This window comes from Pseudomonas sp. S2_C03 (genome assembly GCF_054668405.1).
Genome location: NZ_CP162766.1, coordinates 5,829,921 through 5,849,619 on the forward strand (window position 1 = coordinate 5,829,921; position 19,699 = coordinate 5,849,619).

A 19,699-nucleotide genomic window follows, 5' to 3' on the forward strand; every position below is an offset into this window, starting at 1 on the left:
TGTCTCGTCCGTTGAGTGTGCTGGTAGAGGCGGCACTCTAGACGAGTTGAGAGGGGGTGAGCGCATGGAGCAATGAGTTGCTACATATGCCCGCATGCCGGTTCATGACGTCGCTGAAAAAGCGCTGAAAGGCTCTGGCCTGGGCCTTTCAGCAGTGGTTTAGCAGGCAGAGGCAGACGCCTTAGGACAGGTCATACAGCTTGCGTCCAGATTGCCTTGAAGTTGAGCAGCGCGTTTCTGACTGGCTGTCGGATGGTTTGCTCGCTCAACCGGTGACATCGAACGCCGCTGCGGTGCGACGTTGTCGATAAATGAAATACAACGCAGTCAGCACCGTGAGGCCGCTGACCAGCGCGCCGGTCCAGGGCAGGTCAGCCAGGTCGGCGCCGCTGGCAACCACCAGGCCACCGACCCAGGCACCCGCCGCATTGCCGAGGTTGAAGGCGCTCTGGTTCAGGGTTGAACCGAGATTCGGCGCCTCATGGGCCTGATCGATGATCAACAGTTGCAGGATCGGGCACAGGGCGAAGGCAAAAATCCCCCACAACACCAGGGTGATCGCTGCCGGGATCACCGAATGGCTGGTCTGGGTGAAAGCGGCCAGGACCAATACCACCGCCAGGGCCATGCCCACCAGCGAAGGCAGCAGGCGACTGTCGGCCAAGCGACCACCAAGCATGCTGCCGGCGGTCAGGCCGACGCCGAACAACAGCAACATGATCGTCACCCCGTGGGGGCTGACGCCGGTGATGTCCTGCAGGATCGGCGCGATGTAGGTGAACACGCTGAACAGGCTGGTCGAGGCCAATACGCTCATACCCAGGGCGAGCAGTACGTTGGCCTTGCCCAGCACCTTGAACTCGCTGGCCAGGTTGGCCTTGTCCATGGCGATGTGCTTCGGCAACCAGGCCCATTGCGCAATGGCGGCAATCACACCGATCACTGACACCGCCCAGAACGTCGAGCGCCAGCCGGCGTATTGTCCCAGTGCGGTGCCCAGGGGCACGCCGAGCACGTTGGCCAGGGTCAGGCCGGTGAACATCATGGCGATGGCCTGGGCTCGTTTGTTCGGTGCCACCAGCCCGGCGGCTACCACCGACCCAATGCCGAAAAATGCGCCATGGCACAGCGCGGTCACCACACGAGCCGCCATCAGCGTGGCGTAGTTGGGTGCCAGTGCGCAGAGCATGTTGCCGAGGATGAACATCAGTGTCATACCCAGCAAAGTGGCTTTGCGTGGCATGTTGGCGGTGCCGACGGCGAGGATCGGTGCACCGAACACCACGCCCAGGGCGTAGCCGGTAATCAGCAATCCGGCGTGGGGAATGCTGACTGCGAGGTCGCGGGCGACATCGGGCAGCAGGCCCATGATGACAAACTCAGTAGTGCCGATGCCGAACGCGGCGACAGCGAGGGCAAGCAAGGCGAGGGGCATGCGCAAGGTCTCTTTTCTATAGTCTTGACGCTACGATCAGGCAGGCGCATGCCCGGGGCCGTTAGCTTGAGAAAACGGACCGAGGCAGGAATTATTGGAATTGGTCTGTGCGTAACTGAGTGCGGCGTGGTCGCTTGCAGTATAAACAGCTGCTGAAATATGGCGAATCAATTCTCCCGTCTCGTTGTTCCTACAGGGAAGGGGTGGGGGCGAGCAAAAAGGAGTCTGCCGTGCTTGCAACGGCTTTGGTGTTGGTAGCGGCGCTGTTACATGCAGCGTGGAATACGCTGATCAAGTTCAGCGCTGAACGATTGCTGGTGGTGGCCTGCATGGACAGCGTGGCGCTATTGTTCGTCGCGCTGATGCTGCCTTTCGTGGCGTTGCCGCCGCTGCAAATCTGGCCATGGATCCTGGCGTCGGCGGCGTTCGAATTGCTCTATCGCTATTTGCTCGTCCAGGCCTATCGGGTCGGCGACCTGGGGCTGGTCTATCCATTGATGCGCGGCCTGTCGCCTCTGGTGGTGCTGGCACTGACGCTGATTTTCGCCGGGGAAGTGCTGACCCATCAGCAGATCTTCGGCATCCTGCTGATTCCCTTCGGCATGCTCTGTCTGCTGTGGCAGGGCGGGGGCGGGGCGCGGTTGCCATGGTCGATGTTGCCTGTGGTGGCGCTGATTGGCCTGTGCATCGGCTGCTACACCTTTATCGATGGCCAGGCCTTGCGGCGCTGGTCGTACCCGCTGGACTACCTGGCCTGGGTCAACCTGCTCAGCGCCTGGCCGTTTCCATTACTGGCACTGGTGCGCAAGCGTCCGGCCTTCATGCTGTTCTGGCGTGAGCAGTGGCGATTGGGCCTGGCGGTCGGGTTTTGCGTGTTGTTCAGCTACGCTCTGGTGCTGTGGGCGATGCAGTTGGGGTCGATTGCCGAAGCTGCGGCCTTGCGCGAGATCAGTGTGATTCTGGTGGTGCTGTTTGGTATGCGCTACCTGAAAGAACCTTTCGGTCGACCGCGGCTCTTAGCCTGTGGGCTGGTATTGATCGGCATGATGGTCATGAAGCTCTGACCCGCCAAATTATTGCCTCCATACCTGGAAGCCAACAAGGGATGACGTTTATGAATGTAGCGCTGTGGTGCGTCTTGATTGCGTTTTTATTGCCGTATCTGTGCACGCTGGTGGCCAAGGTCAGCGGGGGATACCGGCTGAGTGACAATCACGATCCCAGGGATTTTCTCGAATCGCTCGAGGGTTTCGCCCGGCGTGCGCATGCGGCGCAGTTGAACAGTTTTGAGATCGCCCCGGCGTTTGCGGCGGCTGTGGTCGTTGCGCACCTGGTGGGTAACGCCGAACTGGTAACGCTCAATGTCTTGTCGGTTCTGTTCATCACCAGTCGCTTGCTCTACATCATTTGCTACCTGGCGGACTGGGCGATCCTGCGATCGTTGGTATGGTTTGTGGGTATGGGTTTGATTGTCAGTTTCTTTGTGGTGTCTGCCTGAATCTTTGCTGTTGCGCGGAACCTCTCGCGAGCAGGCTCGCTCCCACACGGGTCCGGTGGATCCAGTACCCGTATGGGGCTAGCCCGCGAAGATTCAAGGCTTGGCCTTGACCTCGTCCGCCACCTGCGGCACCTGGGGCAATGCCGCGCCTTTGGGCCAAAGCATCCAGATCTGCCCTTGTTGTTTCATGTCGCCCGCCAGTTGTCCGGCTGCCTCACCGGTGCCCCAGAACAGGTCTGCCCGGACCTCGCCGGTAATTGCACCACCGGTGTCCTGTGCCGCCACTGGGCGAACCAGCGAGGTGCCGTCGGGTTTGGTGGTGGATAACCACATCAGGCTACCCAGTGGAATCACTTTGCGGTCAACGGCTGCGCTGTAGCCTGCGGTGAGCGGAACGTTCAGCGAGCCGCGAGGGCCCTCGTTGCTGTCCGGGTTGCGAGTGAAGAATACGTAGCTGGGGTTGCTGCCGAGCAGTTCGGGAATGCGTTGTGGATTGGCCTTTGCCCAGGCGCTGATCGCGCCCATGGTCACGTCTTCTTTTTTCAGTTCGCCCTGTTCCACCAGCCAGCGGCCGATCGGTCGATAGGGATGACCATTCTGATCGGCATAGGCAATTCGGAGCTGGCGACCGTCGTCAAGCTGGACGCGGCCTGAACCCTGGATTTGCAGGAATTGCAGGTTCATCGGATCGGTCAGCCACGCCACCACTGGCGCCTTGACCCCTTTGCTTTCAATCGTGGCCGCATCATCGTATGGCTTGAGCACGCGGCCTTCGAGTCTGCCGCGCAGGCGTTTGCCCTTGAGCTCCGGATACAGGCTGTCGAGCGCGACGATGATCATGTCCTCGGGCACGCCGTACACCGGGATGTTCGCCGCCGACGTCTGGGTCAGGCTGCCGGGGTAGACCGGTTCGTAGTAGCCGGTGATCAGGCCGTTGGGATTGTCATTGGCGGCGCGCAGGCCGTAGACGTCGAGGTGTTGCTTGAGAAAGCCGCGAATATCGTTGGCGGTTTGTGGCACGTTGGCGGCAGCGGCGCAGGTCGAGCCCCAGACCGCATCGGCCTTGAGTCGGGTGCAGGCGCTGCGCCATGAACCGAAACCCGCGATCAGATCGTCATCGGTGACGGCGGGCAGGGCTTCCCAAGAGGCGCTGGCGTATGTGGCCAGGGCGTGGGTCTTCGGCTGTTTGTTATCCCCGCCGGTGCAGCCCGCGAGTACGGCGACCATCGGCAGTGTCCACGCGAGGTGGGCTCGCCATGCCTTGAAACGGCTGTTCATGAAATCATTCCTGAAGCAGTTGCCCGGGCGCTTCGCACGCTCAGGCAACCCTTATTGTTAATAGGGGTATTGGTGTTTGACGGTGACGCGAGGATACTGGCCGCCGTTTTCAGCGACCTGAAGCCACCATGACTTTTAAAAAAATTTGCGTTGTATTGCTGGCCTGCCTGACGTTGTCCGCGTGCGGAGGCGTCGACCCGAATTCGCCGCTGGGTCAGCGTAAGGCGATCTTCAAACAGATGCTCAAGACCGTTGAAGACCTGGGCGGCATGTTGCGCGGGCGTATTGCATTCGACGGCGCCAAGTTCGCCGAAGGCGCCGTGAAGCTCGATGCGTTGTCCCACGAGCCGTGGAAGCATTTCCCGCAGGTGCGCGAAGAAGATCACACCAGCGCCAAGGATGATGTCTGGCAGAAACAGGCACGCTTCCAGGAAATGGCCCGCACCCTTGAGACGGCCACCGGTGAATTGGTGGTTGCCAGTAAAGTCCAGCCTTACAAGGCCAGTAACCTTGGCCCGGCGGTGCAGAAAGTCGAAGATGCCTGCAGTGCGTGCCATAAGGAATTCCGCGATCATTGACATGCGATGCGAGTGACACCTGCGACGAATGCCGTCACTCGCCATCTCATTTGTCCAGTTCATCCAGTGCGTCCTGCAGTTCCTTGCGGGACTCTGCCAGCTTGTCCTTGCGCTTGTTGATCTTCTCGGGATCACCCTTCTTCATGGCTTTTTCGAGGTCCGCCTGACGCTTGCTGACTTCGTGCCGTGCGTCCAGCACCTTGTTCTCCCGTTCTTTTTTCAGGGAGGTATCGGTGCAATGGGTGGTGACTTCACTCAGGGCCTTTTCGAGGCCCGCCTGTTGATCGGTATTGCCCTGGCTTTTCGCCAGTTCGAGCTGGTTGACGATGTTCTGTTTCTTGGCGGCGCAACCGGTCAGGTCCGGTGCTTGTTCGGCGGCCATCAGTGGAGCCGCCATCACGCCACAAAGGGTCAACAAGGCGAGCGGTGAAAGAAATTTCATAAAAGCTCCATGTGCAATATGCAATCAGTCGATGCGGCGATGGGCCTTTGAGCCCACCGGTAACGTTGGGTTCCCGGTAGGGGCGAGCTATCGCGGTCAATGGAAACCGTCGATCCCTGCCGCGCGCAATGTCTCGCTCAAGGCCAGCACCTGCGGGTCGCGAAAAAAGGCGTTTAACTGCGCCGCGCGTCCCGGGCCTATACCGGCCTCGGCCTGCCATTGTGCGGTGTTTCGTTGAGCCAACGCCTGCCATGAATCAGCAAGTCGTGCCTGGCCGGTCGGCGGTAATCCCAGGGCTTTGAGCCAGCGCAAAAAAGGACGCTGGCGGGCACTCTTGAAACTGTTTAAAAGACGAGCCGTTTGGCGCTCGCCGAAGCCATCAATGGTAGCAAGCTCCTGAGGGTCGAGGGTCAACCAATCCAGCAGGCCGCCGAGTTGACCCGTTTCGAAAAGTTTCTCCCAGGTGCCGGGGCCGACATGGGGCAAGTCCAGTCCCTGCTTGCCACTGAGCCAGGCCAGCCGAGCGAGAAACTGGCTCTCGCACCCTGGCGCCGGTTGCCAGCAACTCAGCGGATGAAAATCGGCGCTCAGCGGTACGTCCAACACCATGCGCTCGACCGCACGCAGTACCACGCCGTCCAGCCTTGGGATGGTGAGCCCGGCCAGGCTGATGGACACCCGGTCCCCGGGACGGATATCCAGTTCTTGCCAGCGTCGCAGGGAGCTGACGCTCACCCGCTTGATCTGCCGGTCATCGAGCATCACCGGTTTGATTACCAGCACCGGCGTGATTTTCCCGGTACGGCCGACCTTGAACTCGACTTTTCGCACTTCGGCCAGCGCCTGGGCGAAGGGGTACTTCCACGCGACGGCCCAGTAAGGCGGTGTCGCTTGCCAGCGCTCGGCCGAGGGACGACGGCTCTGGCGTAAAACCACACCGTCACTGGCAAAGGGCAGAGGCGAGCGATACCAGTGATCGCGCCAGTGCTCGGCATCGGCGAATGACCGGACGGGCTGGCTGTAAGATGCCGTGCCAGGGAAACCCAGTCGATCGATTGCGTCGATGCGCGAGGGCAAGTCGACGGGGCCTTTGGGCCAGTCCCACACAAACAGCCCGATATTGGTGGCTTGTCCAGGTGCGAGGGCCTTGCGGGCCATCAGGCCCGCCACGGTACTGCGGGCAAAGAGGCTGCCTGCACTGGCTTGGACATGGTTGGTCAGGCGCCAATAGAGCTCGCCTTGCACCAGCACATCCAGCGGCTGTGTCAGTTGGCTGGGGATGGCGGGGATTTTTCGTGCCGCAAGCGTCCAGTCCTGCCCGCTCTGGCCGTCGCCACGACTGATTACCTGATGCAGTGCGCCTTTTCGGTAGATCAGGGTCACAGCCACTCCATCCACCTTGGGTTGTATCCAGATGTCCTTGCGGTCGCGCAGCCAATCCTCGACCTCTCGAGCATCGTGGAGTTTTTCCAGGCCGGTATGGGCGATCGGGTGGGCGAGCTTGCCGCCGGCGGTGCGTAACGGTTGTGGTGCGGGGCCGGCGGCAAAACACTCACGCCATTCGGTCAGGCGCGAGCGGGCTTGATCGTAGAGTTCGTCGGCCACCATCGAATGGCCGTCGCGGTGGTAGCTGGCGTCCCACGTGTCGATCTGTTTTTGCAGGGCGGTGATTTCGCTGAGGCCCCGAGCGATTGGCCGGTCCGGGCAATCGGCCGCGTGGGTCGTTGTGCAAAGCAGCGGCAGGATGAAGGCGCGGAGCAGTCGTAGAAGCATCTTGAGCATCCTTGCTCGATGGGGATGCTTGAAGGTTAGTCAGGAAATTTGGCAGGGGACGGTGGGTGTTTTGCCTGGTGTTTCATTCGCCGGCACTGCTCGCTCCTGCAGTTCTGGAATGAAAAAGCCCCGCACGGCGAACCGTGCGGGGCTTTTGATATCGCCGGGAAGGTCTTACAGGCCGGCAGCCGAACGCAGGTCGTCGGCGCGGTCGGTTTTTTCCCAGGTGAAGGTGGTGAAGGTGTCTTCGCCCACGGTCTTGGTCGCCGGGGTGCGGCCGAAGTGGCCGTATGCCGCGGTGTCCTGGTACATCGGGTGCAGCAGGTCGAGCATGGTGGTGATTGCGTAAGGGCGCAGGTCGAACACTTCACGAACCAGCTTGATGATTTTGTCATCGCTGATTTTGCCGGTGCCGAAGGTGTTCAGCGAGATCGAGGTTGGCTGAGCCACACCGATCGCGTAGGAAACCTGGATCTCGCAACGCTCGGCCAGGCCGGCTGCCACGATGTTTTTCGCCACGTAACGACCCGCGTAGGCTGCCGAACGGTCAACCTTCGATGGGTCCTTGCCGGAGAACGCGCCACCGCCGTGACGGGCCATGCCGCCGTAGCTGTCGACGATGATCTTGCGACCGGTCAGGCCGCAGTCGCCCACCGGGCCACCGATGATGAACTGGCCAGTCGGGTTGATGTGGAACTGGGTGTCCTTGGTCAGCAGCTCGGCAGGCAGCACGTGCTTGACGATCAGTTCCATCACGCCTTCGCGCAGGTCCTTGTACGACACTTCAGGGTTGTGCTGGGTCGACAGAACCACGGCGTCGATACCGACAACCTTGCCGCCTTCGTAACGGCAAGTCACTTGCGACTTGGCGTCCGGGCGCAGCCAAGGCAGCAGGCCGGATTTACGGGCTTCGGCCTGACGCTGCACCAGTTGGTGCGAGAAGGTGATCGGTGCTGGCATCAGCACGTCGGTTTCGTTGCTGGCATAGCCGAACATCAGACCCTGGTCACCGGCGCCCTGATCTTCAGGCTTGGCGCGGTCTACACCCTGGTTGATGTCTGGGGACTGCTTGCCGATGATGTTCATCACGCCGCAAGTGGCGCCGTCGAAGCCGACGTCGGAGCTGGTGTAGCCGATATCGCAAATCACATCGCGAACGATCTGTTCCAGGTCGACCCAGGCCGAGGTGGTGACTTCGCCTGCGATGATCGCCACGCCGGTTTTTACCAGCGTCTCGCACGCTACGCGGGCGAACTTGTCTTCAGCAATGATGGCGTCCAGCACAGCATCGGAAATCTGGTCGGCGATTTTATCCGGATGCCCTTCGGACACGGACTCGGAGGTGAAGAGGGAGTATTCGCTCATCTCGATGTTTTCCTGAATTTACCGATGGTGAGTGTCGCCAGTTGGCCGCTGAAAATGGCGGACCTGAATCTGGAAACCATTACGTAAGCCTACATAGAGGCTTTCCCCGGGAACGAGTCCCGCAGCGGTGGCCCAACGGGCCAAGTCGTCCTGTTCAAACCCCAACCAAAGATCACCGCAGGCCTCCCTGGCCCAACTCTGGTTGTGGCTGCATAACTCTGTCACGAGCAGGCTACCACCGGGTTGCAGCAGGCCAGCCATGTGCTTGAGCGCATCGGCCGGTGCGGCAAAGTGGTGCAGCACCATGTTCAGTACCACGCAATCGGCCTGCAGGCTGACGCCTGTCAGTGCATCGGCCAGTTGCAAGCTGACGTTAGCCAGCGTTTCACGTTCACACACCTGGCGTGCCAGCTCGAGCATGGCCGGGCTGTTGTCCAAAGCCGTCACATGATTGAAGCGGCGCGCCAGTTCCGGCAGGAAAGCGCCGTCGCCGGGACCGACTTCGATGGCGGTGGCGCCTTCGTTGAAGCTCAGCTTGTCGAGCAGGGCCACAACGCTTTCGCGGTACTGTGGCAAGCCGGCAATCAAATCCTGCTGGGCGCGAAACTTCTCCGCCACCCGAGCGAAAAAATCCTGACTGGCCGCTGCTCGCTGGCCATGGACCTGACCGATCCGTGACTGCACGTCGGCAGGCAGGGTCAGGATATCCACTTCGTCGAGCAGCGCGGCGTGCAGCTTGCCGCCCAATTGCTCGGTATGCGGCAGGGCGCGGCGATAGAAGATCGCGTTGCCCTCGCGGCGAGTTGCCACCAGACCAGCCTGGGCCAACACCTTGAGGTGATGGCTCATGCCCGACTGGCCGATGCCGAAGATCTGTGCCAACTCCAGTACGCCAAACGAATCGTTGGCGAGCGCGCGCAGTACATTCAAACGCAGCGGATCGCCGCCGGCCTTGCACAGGGCGGCCAGTTCGTCGCAATCGTCATGTTGAATGGAAGGCACGCGCAAGTTCATAGGGCCAGCAGTCTAGTGACGGTAAGTAAGTGTCGCAAGAGCAATATCAAAAAGTTTTGATATTGCTCGATAGATGGCACTTCTCCGGCTGGCCCTCACTCTACAAATGGTCAGCGGAAAGGTTTCACCAGGCGAATGAGAATTTATCCGGTGGAAAAACACGCCCGGATGCTTATCTGTCATTGCCCCAAGCGGGTCGGTGAGGGAAAATGCTCGCCTTTTTTCCGTTTCGTTTTATTCAAACCCTAGGAGATCAGCGATGCCCAGCCGTCGTGAGCGTGCCAACGCCATTCGTGCCCTCAGCATGGATGCCGTGCAAAAAGCCAACAGCGGCCATCCCGGTGCCCCGATGGGTATGGCGGATATCGCCGAAGTACTGTGGCGTGACTACCTGAAGCACAACCCGAGCAATCCATCGTTCGCCGACCGTGACCGCTTCGTGCTGTCCAACGGTCACGGTTCGATGCTGATCTACTCGCTGCTGCACCTGACTGGCTATGACCTGTCGATCGAAGACCTGAAAAACTTCCGTCAATTGCACAGCCGCACTCCGGGTCACCCCGAGCTGGGCTACACCCCAGGCGTCGAGACCACCACCGGTCCACTGGGTCAGGGTCTGGCCAACGCAGTGGGTTTTGCCCTGGCGGAAAAAGTGTTGGCGGCGCAGTTCAACCGTCCCGGCCATAACATTGTCGATCACCATACCTACGTGTTCCTGGGTGATGGCTGCATGATGGAAGGCATTTCCCATGAAGTTGGATCGCTGGCCGGCACACTGGGCCTCGGCAAGCTGATTGCCTTCTACGATGACAACGGTATTTCCATCGACGGCGAAGTCGAAGGCTGGTTCACCGACGACACACCCAAGCGCTTTGAGGCCTACAACTGGCAGGTGATCCGCAATGTCGACGGTCACGATCCTGAAGAGATCAAGACTGCCATCGAGACGGCGCGTAAAAGTGCACAGCCAACGCTGATCTGCTGCAAGACCACCATCGGTTTCGGTTCGCCGAACAAGCAAGGCAAGGAAGACTGCCACGGTGCTCCGCTGGGTGACGCGGAAATCGCCTTGACCCGTGCGGCGCTGAAGTGGAATCACGGTCCTTTCGAAATCCCGGCCGACATCTATGCCGAGTGGGACGCCAAGGAAGCCGGCCGCGCTGCCGAAGCCGAGTGGGATCAGCGTTTTGCTGCCTATTCCGCTGCTTTCCCGACCGAAGCCAATGAGCTGATTCGTCGCCTGAGCGGCGAGCTGCCGGCTGATTTCAGCGACAAGGCCGATGCCTACATCGCGGAAGTGGCCGCCAAGGGCGAAACCATCGCCAGCCGCAAGGCCAGCCAGAACACCCTGAACGCCTTCGGCCCGCTGCTGCCTGAATTCCTGGGCGGCTCGGCCGACCTGGCCGGTTCCAACCTGACCCTGTGGAAAGGTTGCAAAGGTGTCACCGCAGAAGACGCGAGCGGCAACTACATGTATTACGGCGTTCGTGAGTTCGGCATGACCGCGATCATGAACGGCGTTGCCCTTCACGGTGGCCTGGTGCCTTACGGCGCGACTTTCCTGATGTTCATGGAATACGCCCGTAACGCGGTGCGCATGTCGGCGCTGATGAAGCAGCGTGTGATCCACGTCTACACCCACGACTCCATCGGCCTGGGCGAAGACGGCCCGACGCACCAGCCGATCGAGCAACTGACGAGCCTGCGCAGCACGCCTAACCTGGACACCTGGCGTCCAGCCGACGCCGTTGAATCGGCGGTGAGCTGGAAGTCTGCGCTGGAGCGCAAGGATGGCCCGTCGGCGCTGATCTTCTCGCGTCAGAACCTGCAACACCAACCCCGTGATGCCGGCCAGATCGCCGATATCGCCCGTGGTGGTTATGTGCTCAAGGACTGCGCCGGCGAGCCGGAGCTGATCCTGATCGCCACCGGTTCCGAAGTCGGCCTGGCCGTTCAGGCCTGTGACAAACTGACTGAGCAAGGCCGCAAGGTGCGTGTGGTTTCCATGCCTTGCACCAGCGTGTTCGATGCCCAGGACGCCAGCTACAAGCAAGCAGTCCTGCCGTTGCAGGTGGGTGCCCGTATCGCCATCGAAGCTGCTCACGCGGACTTCTGGTACAAGTACGTGGGCCTGGAAGGTCGCGTCATCGGCATGACCACCTACGGCGAGTCGGCTCCTGCTTCGGCGTTGTTCGAAGAGTTCGGTTTCACCCTGGACAACATCCTGGGTCAGGCTGAAGAGCTGCTGGAAGACTGATCCAGAAAGTGTGGTGCCTGAACTGGCGCCGTCGCGGGCAAGCCCGCTCCTACAGGGGATTACACAGGACCTGTAGGAGCGGGCTTGCCCGCGATAGCGATCGGTCAGGCACCACAGTACTGACGGATTCACCACGGTAATCGAGAACCCCATGCCTCAACCGCGTCCCTACAAAGTTGCACTCAACGGCTACGGCCGGATTGGTCGTTGCGTCTTGCGTGCGTTGTTCGAACGAGGCGAGAAGGCTGGGTTCGAGATTGTCGCGATCAACGATCTGGCCGACATGGCCAGCATCGAATACCTGACACGCTTCGATTCCACTCACGGGCGTTTTCCCGGCGAGGTGAAGGTCGATGGCGATTGTCTGCATATCAATGGCGACTGCGTGAAGGTCCTGCGCAGTGCCACCCCCGAAGGGATCGATTGGGCGTCGTTGGGCGTCGATCTGGTGCTGGAGTGCTCCGGCGCTTACAACTCCCGCGAGGATGGCCAGCGTTTCCTGGACGCCGGCGCGCCTCGTGTGCTGTTTTCCCAACCGATGGCCAGTGAGACGGATGTCGACGCCACCATCGTCTACGGGGTGAACCAGGATTGCCTGACCGGGCAAGAGCTGCTGGTATCCAACGCATCCTGCACCACCAATTGCGGCGTGCCGCTGTTGCGGTTGCTGGACCAGGCCATTGGTCTGGAGTACGTGTCGATCACCACCATTCACTCGGCGATGAACGATCAACCCGTCATCGACGCCTATCACCACGAAGACCTGCGTCGCACCCGCTCGGCGTTCCAGTCGGTGATCCCGGTGTCCACTGGTCTGGCACGAGGCATTGAGCGCCTGCTGCCGGAACTTGCCGGGCGAATTCAGGCCAAAGCCGTACGCGTACCGACGGTGAATGTATCGTGCCTGGATATCACGATGCAGACCGTCAGCGACACCGACGCCGACGAGGTCAACCGGATACTGCGCGAGGCCGCCACCAGCGGCCCCCTCAAGGGCCTCCTGGCCTACACCGAGTTGCCTCACGCCAGTTGTGATTTTAACCATGACCCACATTCGGCGATCGTCGATGCCAGTCAGACCCGCGTTTCCGGCCCACGGCTGGTGAACATCCTGGCCTGGTTCGACAACGAATGGGGTTTTGCCAACCGAATGCTGGATGTTGCAGAGCATTATCTGCAGACAGCCGGCGCTCCAAAACACTGCTCTGCAAACCAGTAGGAAATGCGACCCATGACCGTGTTGAAGATGACCGACCTCGATCTGCAAGGTAAGCGCGTACTGATCCGCGAAGACCTCAACGTCCCAGTCAAGGACGGTGTAGTCACCAGCGATGCGCGAATCCTGGCTTCGCTGCCGACCATCAAGCTGGCCCTGGAAAAAGGCGCGGCGGTGATGGTCTGCTCGCACCTTGGCCGTCCGACCGAAGGCGAGTTCTCGGCCGAAAACAGCCTCAAGCCTGTCGCTGACTACCTGAGCCGCGCGCTGGGTCGTGACGTGCCGCTGGTGGCCGATTACCTGGGCGGCGTGGACGTCAAGGCCGGCGACATCGTGCTGTTCGAAAACGTGCGCTTCAACAAGGGCGAGAAAAAGAACGCCGACGAGCTTGCCCAGCAATACGCTGCCCTGTGCGACGTTTTTGTGATGGACGCCTTCGGCACCGCTCACCGTGCCGAGGGCTCGACCCACGGCGTGGCCAAGTTCGCCAAGGTTGCCGCTGCAGGTCCGTTGCTGGCCGCTGAGCTGGATGCCCTGGGCAAGGCGCTGGGCGCTCCCGCCAAGCCAATGGCCGCGATCGTTGCCGGCTCCAAGGTCTCGACCAAGCTCGACGTACTCAACAGCTTGAGCCAGATTTGCGACCAGTTGATCGTCGGTGGCGGCATCGCCAACACGTTCCTGGCGGCTGCCGGTCACCCGGTCGGCAAGTCCCTGTACGAGCCGGACCTGCTGGACACTGCCCGCGCCATCGCGGCCAAGGTCAGTGTGCCGTTGCCGGTGGATGTCGTGGTTGCCAAGGAATTCGCTGAAAGCGCTACGGCCACCGTCAAGCTGATCGCCGACGTGGCGGCCGATGACATGATCCTGGATATCGGTCCGCAGACGGCGGCAAATTTCGCTGAGCTGCTGAAATCGTCCAGGACCATTTTGTGGAACGGTCCGGTTGGCGTGTTCGAGTTCGACCAGTTCGGCAACGGTACCAAGGTGCTGGCCCAGGCCATCGCGGACAGCGCGGCATTCTCCATCGCGGGTGGCGGTGACACACTGGCGGCCATCGACAAGTATGGCGTTGCCCAGCAGATTTCCTACATTTCCACCGGTGGTGGTGCGTTCCTCGAGTTCGTCGAAGGCAAAGTGCTGCCGGCGGTCGAAGTCCTGGAAAGCCGTGCCAAGGCCTGAGGTCATTGAGTTGACCAGGCAAGGGAGTGTTCACATGGTCAGGTTGCTTGCGCTGTTGATGGTTGCAGGTTCGCTGGCGGCGTGCGGGAGTAACCCCAAGGCTGCGCCCGAACCCGCACCGCAAGCGGTGGACAAGGGCTGCTACCAGGCTGACTGGCAGGCGGAAACCAACCCGGTGCTCAACAAGCGTTCCGGGCCTGATGGCCTGGACAAATACGAAACTCAGACCCCCGCCAAGGAACGTGGTTGCCCTTGACGGGTCTGATTCCTTACTCGGGGCTGGCGGCGTGTGCCGTTGGTCGAGGAACACGGATGAAAGGTTTTATCGCCATTACGGCGCTGGCACTGCTGGCGGGCTGCTCGAATTTTGACCTGTTCAAGAGCGCCGAACCTGCGGGCAACTGGACCACCTGGACCTGTGACAGCCAGGCCCAGGTGCTCTGGCGTTTCACTGACGACAGCCGCAAGGCCGTCGATGTGCGCCTCGGCGGTGCCGATCAGGTGTATCGCCTGAAGGAAGAGCCGGGTGCGTCGGGTGTACTGTACAGCAACGACATGCTGGCGTTTCACATGAAAGGTGAGGAAGGCCTGGTTTACTGGGTCGCCACCAATGATTTGATTGGCCGTGGTTGCAAGGCGCAATAAGGCCCTGCGCCATACCTGTAGGAGCGAGCATGCTCGCGATGGTCGTCAACGATAACGTTGGCTGCCTGACACCCCGCGGTGACAGGTCTTCCATCGCGAGCATGCTCGCTCCTACAGGGTTTCATTGAATTTGCGTTGCACCAGACCGGCCAACCCCCGATCTGCAAAAACTTGAATAGCCGCCGCCGCTCCGGCAGGCTGGCACGATTAACGACCCAAACCGGGAGAGAGAGACACAATGGCACTTATCAGCATGCGCCAGATGCTGGACCACGCAGCCGAGTTCGGCTACGGCGTTCCAGCCTTCAACGTCAACAACCTTGAGCAGATGCGCGCCATCATGGAAGCCGCTGACAAGACTGACTCTCCGGTGATCGTCCAGGCTTCGGCCGGTGCTCGCAAATACGCCGGTGCGCCGTTTCTGCGTCACCTGATCCTGGCGGCAATCGAAGAATTCCCGCACATCCCGGTGTGCATGCACCAGGACCACGGCACCAGCCCTGACGTCTGCCAGCGCTCCATTCAGTTGGGCTTCAGCTCGGTGATGATGGACGGTTCCCTGGGCGAAGACGGCAAGACCCCGACCGATTACGACTACAACGTACGTGTTACCCAGCAAACCGTTGCCATGGCCCATGCCTGCGGCGTTTCGGTAGAAGGCGAACTGGGTTGCCTGGGTTCCCTGGAAACCGGCATGGCCGGTGAAGAAGACGGCATCGGTGCCGAAGGTGTTCTGGATCACAGCCAGATGCTGACCGACCCGGAAGAAGCGGCCGACTTCGTCAAGCGCACCCAGGTCGACGCCCTGGCCATCGCCATCGGCACCAGCCACGGCGCCTACAAGTTCACCAAGCCGCCTACCGGTGACGTGCTGGCGATCGACCGCATCAAGGAAATCCACAAGCGCATTCCGAACACTCACCTGGTGATGCACGGTTCGTCTTCGGTTCCGCAAGAGTGGCTGGCGATCATCAACCAGTACGGCGGCGACATCAAAGAGACCTACGGCGTGCCGGTTGAAGAAATCGTCGAAGGCATCAAGTACGGCGTGCGCAAGGTCAACATCGACACTGACCTGCGCCTGGCGTCCACCGGTGCGATGCGTCGCCTGATGGCCACCAACCCGAGCGAGTTCGATCCGCGTAAGTTCTTCGGCGCCACCGTGACCGCCATGCGCGACGTGTGCATCGCACGTTACGAAGCGTTCGGCACCGCCGGCAATGCCTCGAAGATCAAGCCGATCTCGCTGGAAGCGATGTACCAGCGTTATCTGAAAGGTGAGTTGAACGCCAAGGTCAACTAAGCCTTCAGCGACTGCTCATGAAAAACCCGCAGAAATGCGGGTTTTTTATGCCTCAAATTTACTTGTCGTGATCGATGTCCAGCTTGCTGAAAGTCACCTTGCCACCTTCGCTCGTGTAGCCGGTGTTGTCCTGCACATAGACGCCTGCCTTGAAGTACAGCGGTTTTACCCGCCAGGTCGCGCTGATTTTGGTATCCCACTGGTAGCCCGCCGCGCTGATGCCGAGGGCGCCGCCGGGGCTCAGGTGAATGAGGTAGGAAAACTCCTGATCCAGTTTCACCCCGGTGGCGATGGTGATCACCCTGCCTTCACTATCATCGGGGCGCATGCGTACCTTGGCGACGATGTTGCCGGCCTTGGTGGCGTCCTTGTATTGGTACTCGACTTTGACCATGGGTTTTTGGCTTTGATAAGCATGAATCTGGCCGATGACGATCTTCCCCGAACTGGGCACCTGGTTGACCGCCAGCGTGGCACGCAGGGAGTTGTCGGCATCGGGGTAGTACCAGTTTTTCAGGGTGCCGTTGCTGTAGGTTTCGCGCAGTTCGGTGCGCGGGAATTTGGCGTTCTCCGTCCGGGTCCCCGTGACGGGCGACCAGAAAAAGAGGGTGCCCGTGTCGGAATGGAAGTATTGATTCTTGTAGCCTGTCACCAGTTTTCGGGTTTCAACTGTGTACGGCGGGCTGCCGACAGGAACACTGAGATTCCAGGATGCAAGGTCAATCATAGCGAAGCTTCCACGGTGTCTGGTTTCGGTACGCACGTGCCAGAAGCTCTAGCACGGGCGTTTGAGCGCGGCCTTTATAATAGTAGTGAACTCTTTTGTTAATGCTGGCCTGACAAATGGATGGCGTCAAAATCCTGTTAAAACGCCATCTTTCCCGTATTTAGCGGGCTGTAGAGGCTACCGTTAGTCGGTAAATGAATGCAGTGGGTAAATGATGGCGTACTGACAGCTTCTGCTTTCGCGGTTCCCGGTCTAGAGTGAACGCATTGTACTGTCCGATTTTCACGAGAAACCGGCCTGACGTCCCTACAAGAGAAGCAGCATGGAATGCGCGCAAACTACGCCAGTTGAAGGCAGCTCAACCCTTTTGATCGTCGATGATTACCCGGAAAACCTGGTCAGTATGCGTGCGTTGTTGCAGCGTCAGGATTGGCAGGTCATTACGGCTGCCTCCGGTTTCGAAGCCCTCAGTCTGTTACTTGAACACGATATCGACCTGGTGCTGCTGGATGTGCAGATGCCGGGTATGGATGGTTTCGAGGTCGCCCGCCTGATGCGCGGCAGCCAGCGAACCCGTCTGACGCCGATCATTTTCCTCACTGCCAACGAGCAATCCAAGGATGCGGTGATCAAGGGCTACGCCAGCGGTGCGGTGGATTACCTGTTCAAACCCTTCGACCCCCAGATACTCAAACCCAAGGTGCAGGCCTTGCTGGAGCACCAGCGCAATCGCCGGGCGTTGCAACGCCTGAGCCATGATCTGGAAGCGGCGCGGGCGTTCAATGCATCGGTGCTGGACAACGCGGCCGAGGGCATTGTGGTGGTTGATGAGGACGGGATGATCCGCTTTGCCAACCCGGCCATGTCGCGGCTGCTCAATGCGACGCAGCAGGATTTGCAAGGCAAGGAGTTTCTTGATTACCTGCAAAAACCGCACATTCCAGTCTGGGCCGATTCCGAGTTGTTCTGCGGTTATAAGCGTGGCGAAACCTTCCGCCTGCATGATGCCTCTCTGCGTACCGCCGCTGGGCAACAGGTGCCCGTGGCGTTGTCTTGTGCGCCGCTACCGGCCGAACAGCGCGCGATGGTGGTAACGGTGCTGGACATGTCGGTGGTGCGCCATCTGCACCAGCAACTGGAATTCCAGGCCGTCACCGACCCGTTGACTGGCCTGCTCAATCGCCGGGGTTTCTACCAGACGGTGGAAAACCTGCTGGTGCGCGGCGAGCGCTCCGAGCGTGCGTGGGTTTTGTTGTACCTGGATCTCGATGGCTTCAAGCGGGTCAACGATTGCCTCGGTCATGACGCCGGCGACCGGGCGCTGCGCTGGGTTTCCGAGCAACTGAAGACCTGCTTGCGGCCTGTCGACATTCTTGCGCGCATGGGCGGTGACGAATTCACGGCGCTGCTGGACCTGGAGTTTCCCGAGCAAGCGGCGAAGATTGCCGAGAAAATCATCGAGCGTGTGTCCGTCTGTCAGCAGATCGACGGCCTGGACATCGCACTGGGCGCCAGTATTGGCATTGCCACGTTCCCGGACTGCGGGTCCAACCTCGATGGTTTGCTGCGAGCGGCCGACATCGCCATGTACGAGGCCAAGCGTGCAGGTCGCCAGCAATATCGGTTCTATGACCACGACATGAACGGCCGGGCGCGCTCACGGTTGATGCTCGAAGAAAGCGTGCGCACGGCCATCGAAAACCGGGATTTCAACCTGGTGTATCAGCCGCAGGTGGCCATCGGGGGCGGACGGATTCGTGGTTTCGAGGCGCTGCTGCGCTGGCAGCACCCGAGTGTCGGTGACGTACCTCCTGGGCTGTTCATGCCCTTGCTGGAGGAGGCACGTTTGATCAGCCGCCTGAGCACCTGGATCTATGAGCGTAGCGCCGGGCAACGTAAGGCCTGGGAAACCCTGTTCGGCGAGGATTTGGTGTTGGGCGTCAGCTTGAGCAGCACGCAGTTCGGCATGCCCAACCTGGTGACCGAGCTGCGCCTGGTGTTGGAGCGTCATGATTTGCAGGCGCGCCATCTGGAGGTCGAGGTCACTGAAGAGGCGCTGATGCAAAACCCGGAGGAGACGCGCAAGCAGCTGCGGTTGCTGCGAAACCTGGGGGTGCGCGTGGCTTTGGATGACTTCGGTTCCGGGCCTTGCTCGCTGTCGCATCTGCGCGATCTGGAGCTGGACACACTCAAGCTCGACCGCCACGTGATCGCCCGCTTGCCTGGCTCACCTCGAGATGCGGCACTGGTACACAATGTGATCGGCCTGTGCAGGGAATACGGGATTCTGGTGATCGCCGAAGGCGTGGAAACCGTCGAGCAGTATGAGTGGCTGCGCGCCAATGGCTGCGAGTACGTGCAAGGTTTCCTGGTGGCACATCCGATGGTCGCCGAGGACGCCGCAGGCTTTGCGCAACCCTTCGACTGGAGCGCGCTGACGGACTGAATTCGCTACACTGGCGGCCTGTCCGTAATTGATACCCTGCGCTGCGATGACTCCCTTGAAGTACCTACAGGCCTATCCTGCTGCGTTGCAGGAGCAGGTGCGCCAGCTGATCACGGAGGATCGCCTGGGCGACTACCTGAGCCGGCGTTACCCGCAAAAGCATGATGTGCAGAGCGACAAGGCGCTGTACACCTATGCCCTGGACCTGAAGCAGGCCCACCTGCGTAATGCCCCGGCCATCGACAAGGTGCTGTTCGACAATCGCCTGGATCTGACGCACCGCGCGTTGGGCCTGCACACCACGATCTCCCGGGTGCAGGGGGGCAAGCTCAAGGCCAAGAAGGAAATTCGCGTCGCCTCACTGTTCAAGGAAGCGCCCGCCGAGTTTCTCAAAATGATCGTGGTGCATGAGCTGGCGCACTTCAAGGAGTCGGATCACAACAAGGCGTTCTACAAGTTGTGCGAGCACATGTTGCCGGGGTACCACCAGGTCGAGTTCGACTTGCGGGTGTACCTGACGTGGCGGGAAATGCAGTAACCAAG

The 19,699-nt window shown here is 60.4% G+C and carries 18 protein-coding genes; 11 read left to right on the forward strand and 7 right to left on the reverse strand.

Annotated elements, in window-relative coordinates:
* Nucleotides 1-265 precede the first annotated feature (265 nt).
* The gene (locus tag AB4N64_RS26860) at nucleotides 266-1,435 is read right to left on the reverse strand and encodes an MFS transporter (RefSeq protein WP_460120109.1); all 1,170 of its coding nucleotides are present in this window, start codon (nucleotides 1,433-1,435) and stop codon (nucleotides 266-268) included.
* A 230-nt stretch (nucleotides 1,436-1,665) separates the two neighbouring features.
* On the opposite strand from AB4N64_RS26860, the gene AB4N64_RS26865 reads away from it, so the two are divergent.
* Complete coding sequence (locus AB4N64_RS26865) at nucleotides 1,666-2,499, forward strand: EamA family transporter (RefSeq protein WP_460120111.1); 834 nt, start codon at nucleotides 1,666-1,668, stop codon at nucleotides 2,497-2,499.
* Nucleotides 2,500-2,549: 50 nt separating this feature from the next.
* A complete protein-coding gene (locus tag AB4N64_RS26870) occupies nucleotides 2,550-2,933 on the forward strand; it encodes an MAPEG family protein (RefSeq protein ID WP_460120113.1) in 384 nt (127 codons plus the stop codon).
* A gap of 93 nt (nucleotides 2,934-3,026) precedes the next feature.
* On the opposite strand, the gene mltA is transcribed toward AB4N64_RS26870, so the two are convergent.
* On the reverse strand, nucleotides 3,027-4,211 hold the full coding sequence (mltA, locus tag AB4N64_RS26875) for a murein transglycosylase A (protein WP_460120115.1): 1,185 nt from the start codon (nucleotides 4,209-4,211) through the stop codon (nucleotides 3,027-3,029).
* A gap of 128 nt (nucleotides 4,212-4,339) precedes the next feature.
* Here mltA and AB4N64_RS26880 point away from each other — a divergent pair, with 128 nt between their 5' ends.
* A complete protein-coding gene (locus tag AB4N64_RS26880; RefSeq protein WP_460120117.1) occupies nucleotides 4,340-4,789 on the forward strand; it encodes a c-type cytochrome in 450 nt (149 codons plus the stop codon).
* A gap of 46 nt (nucleotides 4,790-4,835) precedes the next feature.
* Here the strand turns inward: AB4N64_RS26880 and AB4N64_RS26885 are convergent, their stop codons facing one another.
* The 4 genes from AB4N64_RS26885 to AB4N64_RS26900 all read right to left on the reverse strand — a co-directional run bounded on the left by AB4N64_RS26885 (nucleotide 4,836) and on the right by AB4N64_RS26900 (nucleotide 9,383).
* Nucleotides 4,836-5,231: a DUF1090 domain-containing protein gene (locus tag AB4N64_RS26885; RefSeq protein ID WP_460120119.1), complete on the reverse strand. Its 396-nt coding sequence runs from the start codon at nucleotides 5,229-5,231 to the stop codon at nucleotides 4,836-4,838.
* 96 nt (nucleotides 5,232-5,327) lie between these two features.
* Entirely contained in the window at nucleotides 5,328-7,004 is a 1,677-nt protein-coding gene (ligB, locus tag AB4N64_RS26890) for an NAD-dependent DNA ligase LigB (protein ID WP_460120121.1), read from the reverse strand.
* A 174-nt stretch (nucleotides 7,005-7,178) separates the two neighbouring features.
* Nucleotides 7,179-8,369, reverse strand: a complete 1,191-nt coding sequence (gene metK, locus AB4N64_RS26895) for a methionine adenosyltransferase (protein WP_460120123.1) — start codon at nucleotides 8,367-8,369, stop codon at nucleotides 7,179-7,181.
* 18 nt (nucleotides 8,370-8,387) lie between these two features.
* On the reverse strand, nucleotides 8,388-9,383 hold the full coding sequence (locus tag AB4N64_RS26900; protein WP_460120125.1) for an ArsR/SmtB family transcription factor: 996 nt from the start codon (nucleotides 9,381-9,383) through the stop codon (nucleotides 8,388-8,390).
* A 259-nt stretch (nucleotides 9,384-9,642) separates the two neighbouring features.
* Here AB4N64_RS26900 and tkt point away from each other — a divergent pair, with 259 nt between their 5' ends.
* The 6 genes from tkt (at nucleotide 9,643) to fba (ending at nucleotide 15,983) form a co-directional block, all read left to right on the forward strand.
* Nucleotides 9,643-11,640, forward strand: coding sequence for a transketolase (gene tkt / locus AB4N64_RS26905; RefSeq protein WP_460120126.1), 1,998 nt, complete (start codon nucleotides 9,643-9,645; stop codon nucleotides 11,638-11,640).
* A 151-nt stretch (nucleotides 11,641-11,791) separates the two neighbouring features.
* Nucleotides 11,792-12,859, forward strand: a complete 1,068-nt coding sequence (gene epd, locus AB4N64_RS26910; protein WP_460120128.1) for an erythrose-4-phosphate dehydrogenase — start codon at nucleotides 11,792-11,794, stop codon at nucleotides 12,857-12,859.
* A gap of 12 nt (nucleotides 12,860-12,871) precedes the next feature.
* The gene (locus tag AB4N64_RS26915; RefSeq protein ID WP_460120130.1) at nucleotides 12,872-14,035 is read left to right on the forward strand and encodes a phosphoglycerate kinase; all 1,164 of its coding nucleotides are present in this window, start codon (nucleotides 12,872-12,874) and stop codon (nucleotides 14,033-14,035) included.
* Between the two features lie 34 nt (nucleotides 14,036-14,069).
* Nucleotides 14,070-14,291 (forward strand): hypothetical protein, encoded by a 222-nt coding sequence (locus AB4N64_RS26920; protein WP_460120132.1) that lies wholly within the window; start codon nucleotides 14,070-14,072, stop codon nucleotides 14,289-14,291.
* Between the two features lie 56 nt (nucleotides 14,292-14,347).
* Nucleotides 14,348-14,680, forward strand: a complete 333-nt coding sequence (locus AB4N64_RS26925) for an MliC family protein (RefSeq protein WP_460120134.1) — start codon at nucleotides 14,348-14,350, stop codon at nucleotides 14,678-14,680.
* 238 nt (nucleotides 14,681-14,918) lie between these two features.
* The gene (gene fba / locus AB4N64_RS26930; RefSeq protein WP_007913760.1) at nucleotides 14,919-15,983 is read left to right on the forward strand and encodes a class II fructose-bisphosphate aldolase; all 1,065 of its coding nucleotides are present in this window, start codon (nucleotides 14,919-14,921) and stop codon (nucleotides 15,981-15,983) included.
* Nucleotides 15,984-16,041: 58 nt separating this feature from the next.
* On the opposite strand, the gene AB4N64_RS26935 is transcribed toward fba, so the two are convergent.
* Nucleotides 16,042-16,710, reverse strand: a complete 669-nt coding sequence (locus tag AB4N64_RS26935) for a polysaccharide lyase family 7 protein (RefSeq protein ID WP_460120135.1) — start codon at nucleotides 16,708-16,710, stop codon at nucleotides 16,042-16,044.
* Between the two features lie 322 nt (nucleotides 16,711-17,032).
* On the opposite strand from AB4N64_RS26935, the gene AB4N64_RS26940 reads away from it, so the two are divergent.
* Together AB4N64_RS26940 and AB4N64_RS26945 are read left to right on the forward strand one after the other, a co-directional pair.
* Complete coding sequence (locus tag AB4N64_RS26940; protein WP_460120137.1) at nucleotides 17,033-19,156, forward strand: putative bifunctional diguanylate cyclase/phosphodiesterase; 2,124 nt, start codon at nucleotides 17,033-17,035, stop codon at nucleotides 19,154-19,156.
* Nucleotides 19,157-19,202: 46 nt separating this feature from the next.
* Nucleotides 19,203-19,694, forward strand: coding sequence for a M48 metallopeptidase family protein (locus tag AB4N64_RS26945; RefSeq protein WP_460120139.1), 492 nt, complete (start codon nucleotides 19,203-19,205; stop codon nucleotides 19,692-19,694).
* Nucleotides 19,695-19,699 lie beyond the last annotated feature (5 nt).

What these genes read in the sequence shown, in the direction of transcription:
- epd (WP_460120128.1), top strand. Translation starts at nt 11,792, where the DNA reads ATGCCTCAACCGCGTCCCTACAAAGTTGCACTCAACGGCTACGGCCGG.
- metK (WP_460120123.1), bottom strand. Translation starts at nt 8,369, where the DNA reads ATGAGCGAATACTCCCTCTTCACCTCCGAGTCCGTGTCCGAAGGGCAT.
- AB4N64_RS26900 (WP_460120125.1), bottom strand. Translation starts at nt 9,383, where the DNA reads ATGAACTTGCGCGTGCCTTCCATTCAACATGACGATTGCGACGAACTG.
- fba (WP_007913760.1), top strand. Translation starts at nt 14,919, where the DNA reads ATGGCACTTATCAGCATGCGCCAGATGCTGGACCACGCAGCCGAGTTC.
- AB4N64_RS26880 (WP_460120117.1), top strand. Translation starts at nt 4,340, where the DNA reads ATGACTTTTAAAAAAATTTGCGTTGTATTGCTGGCCTGCCTGACGTTG.
- AB4N64_RS26945 (WP_460120139.1), top strand. Translation starts at nt 19,203, where the DNA reads ATGACTCCCTTGAAGTACCTACAGGCCTATCCTGCTGCGTTGCAGGAG.
- AB4N64_RS26920 (WP_460120132.1), top strand. Translation starts at nt 14,070, where the DNA reads ATGGTCAGGTTGCTTGCGCTGTTGATGGTTGCAGGTTCGCTGGCGGCG.
- AB4N64_RS26935 (WP_460120135.1), bottom strand. Translation starts at nt 16,710, where the DNA reads ATGATTGACCTTGCATCCTGGAATCTCAGTGTTCCTGTCGGCAGCCCG.
- ligB (WP_460120121.1), bottom strand. Translation starts at nt 7,004, where the DNA reads ATGCTTCTACGACTGCTCCGCGCCTTCATCCTGCCGCTGCTTTGCACA.
- AB4N64_RS26940 (WP_460120137.1), top strand. Translation starts at nt 17,033, where the DNA reads ATGGAATGCGCGCAAACTACGCCAGTTGAAGGCAGCTCAACCCTTTTG.
- AB4N64_RS26915 (WP_460120130.1), top strand. Translation starts at nt 12,872, where the DNA reads ATGACCGTGTTGAAGATGACCGACCTCGATCTGCAAGGTAAGCGCGTA.
- AB4N64_RS26885 (WP_460120119.1), bottom strand. Translation starts at nt 5,231, where the DNA reads ATGAAATTTCTTTCACCGCTCGCCTTGTTGACCCTTTGTGGCGTGATG.
- AB4N64_RS26925 (WP_460120134.1), top strand. Translation starts at nt 14,348, where the DNA reads ATGAAAGGTTTTATCGCCATTACGGCGCTGGCACTGCTGGCGGGCTGC.
- AB4N64_RS26860 (WP_460120109.1), bottom strand. Translation starts at nt 1,435, where the DNA reads ATGCCCCTCGCCTTGCTTGCCCTCGCTGTCGCCGCGTTCGGCATCGGC.
- AB4N64_RS26870 (WP_460120113.1), top strand. Translation starts at nt 2,550, where the DNA reads ATGAATGTAGCGCTGTGGTGCGTCTTGATTGCGTTTTTATTGCCGTAT.
- tkt (WP_460120126.1), top strand. Translation starts at nt 9,643, where the DNA reads ATGCCCAGCCGTCGTGAGCGTGCCAACGCCATTCGTGCCCTCAGCATG.
- mltA (WP_460120115.1), bottom strand. Translation starts at nt 4,211, where the DNA reads ATGAACAGCCGTTTCAAGGCATGGCGAGCCCACCTCGCGTGGACACTG.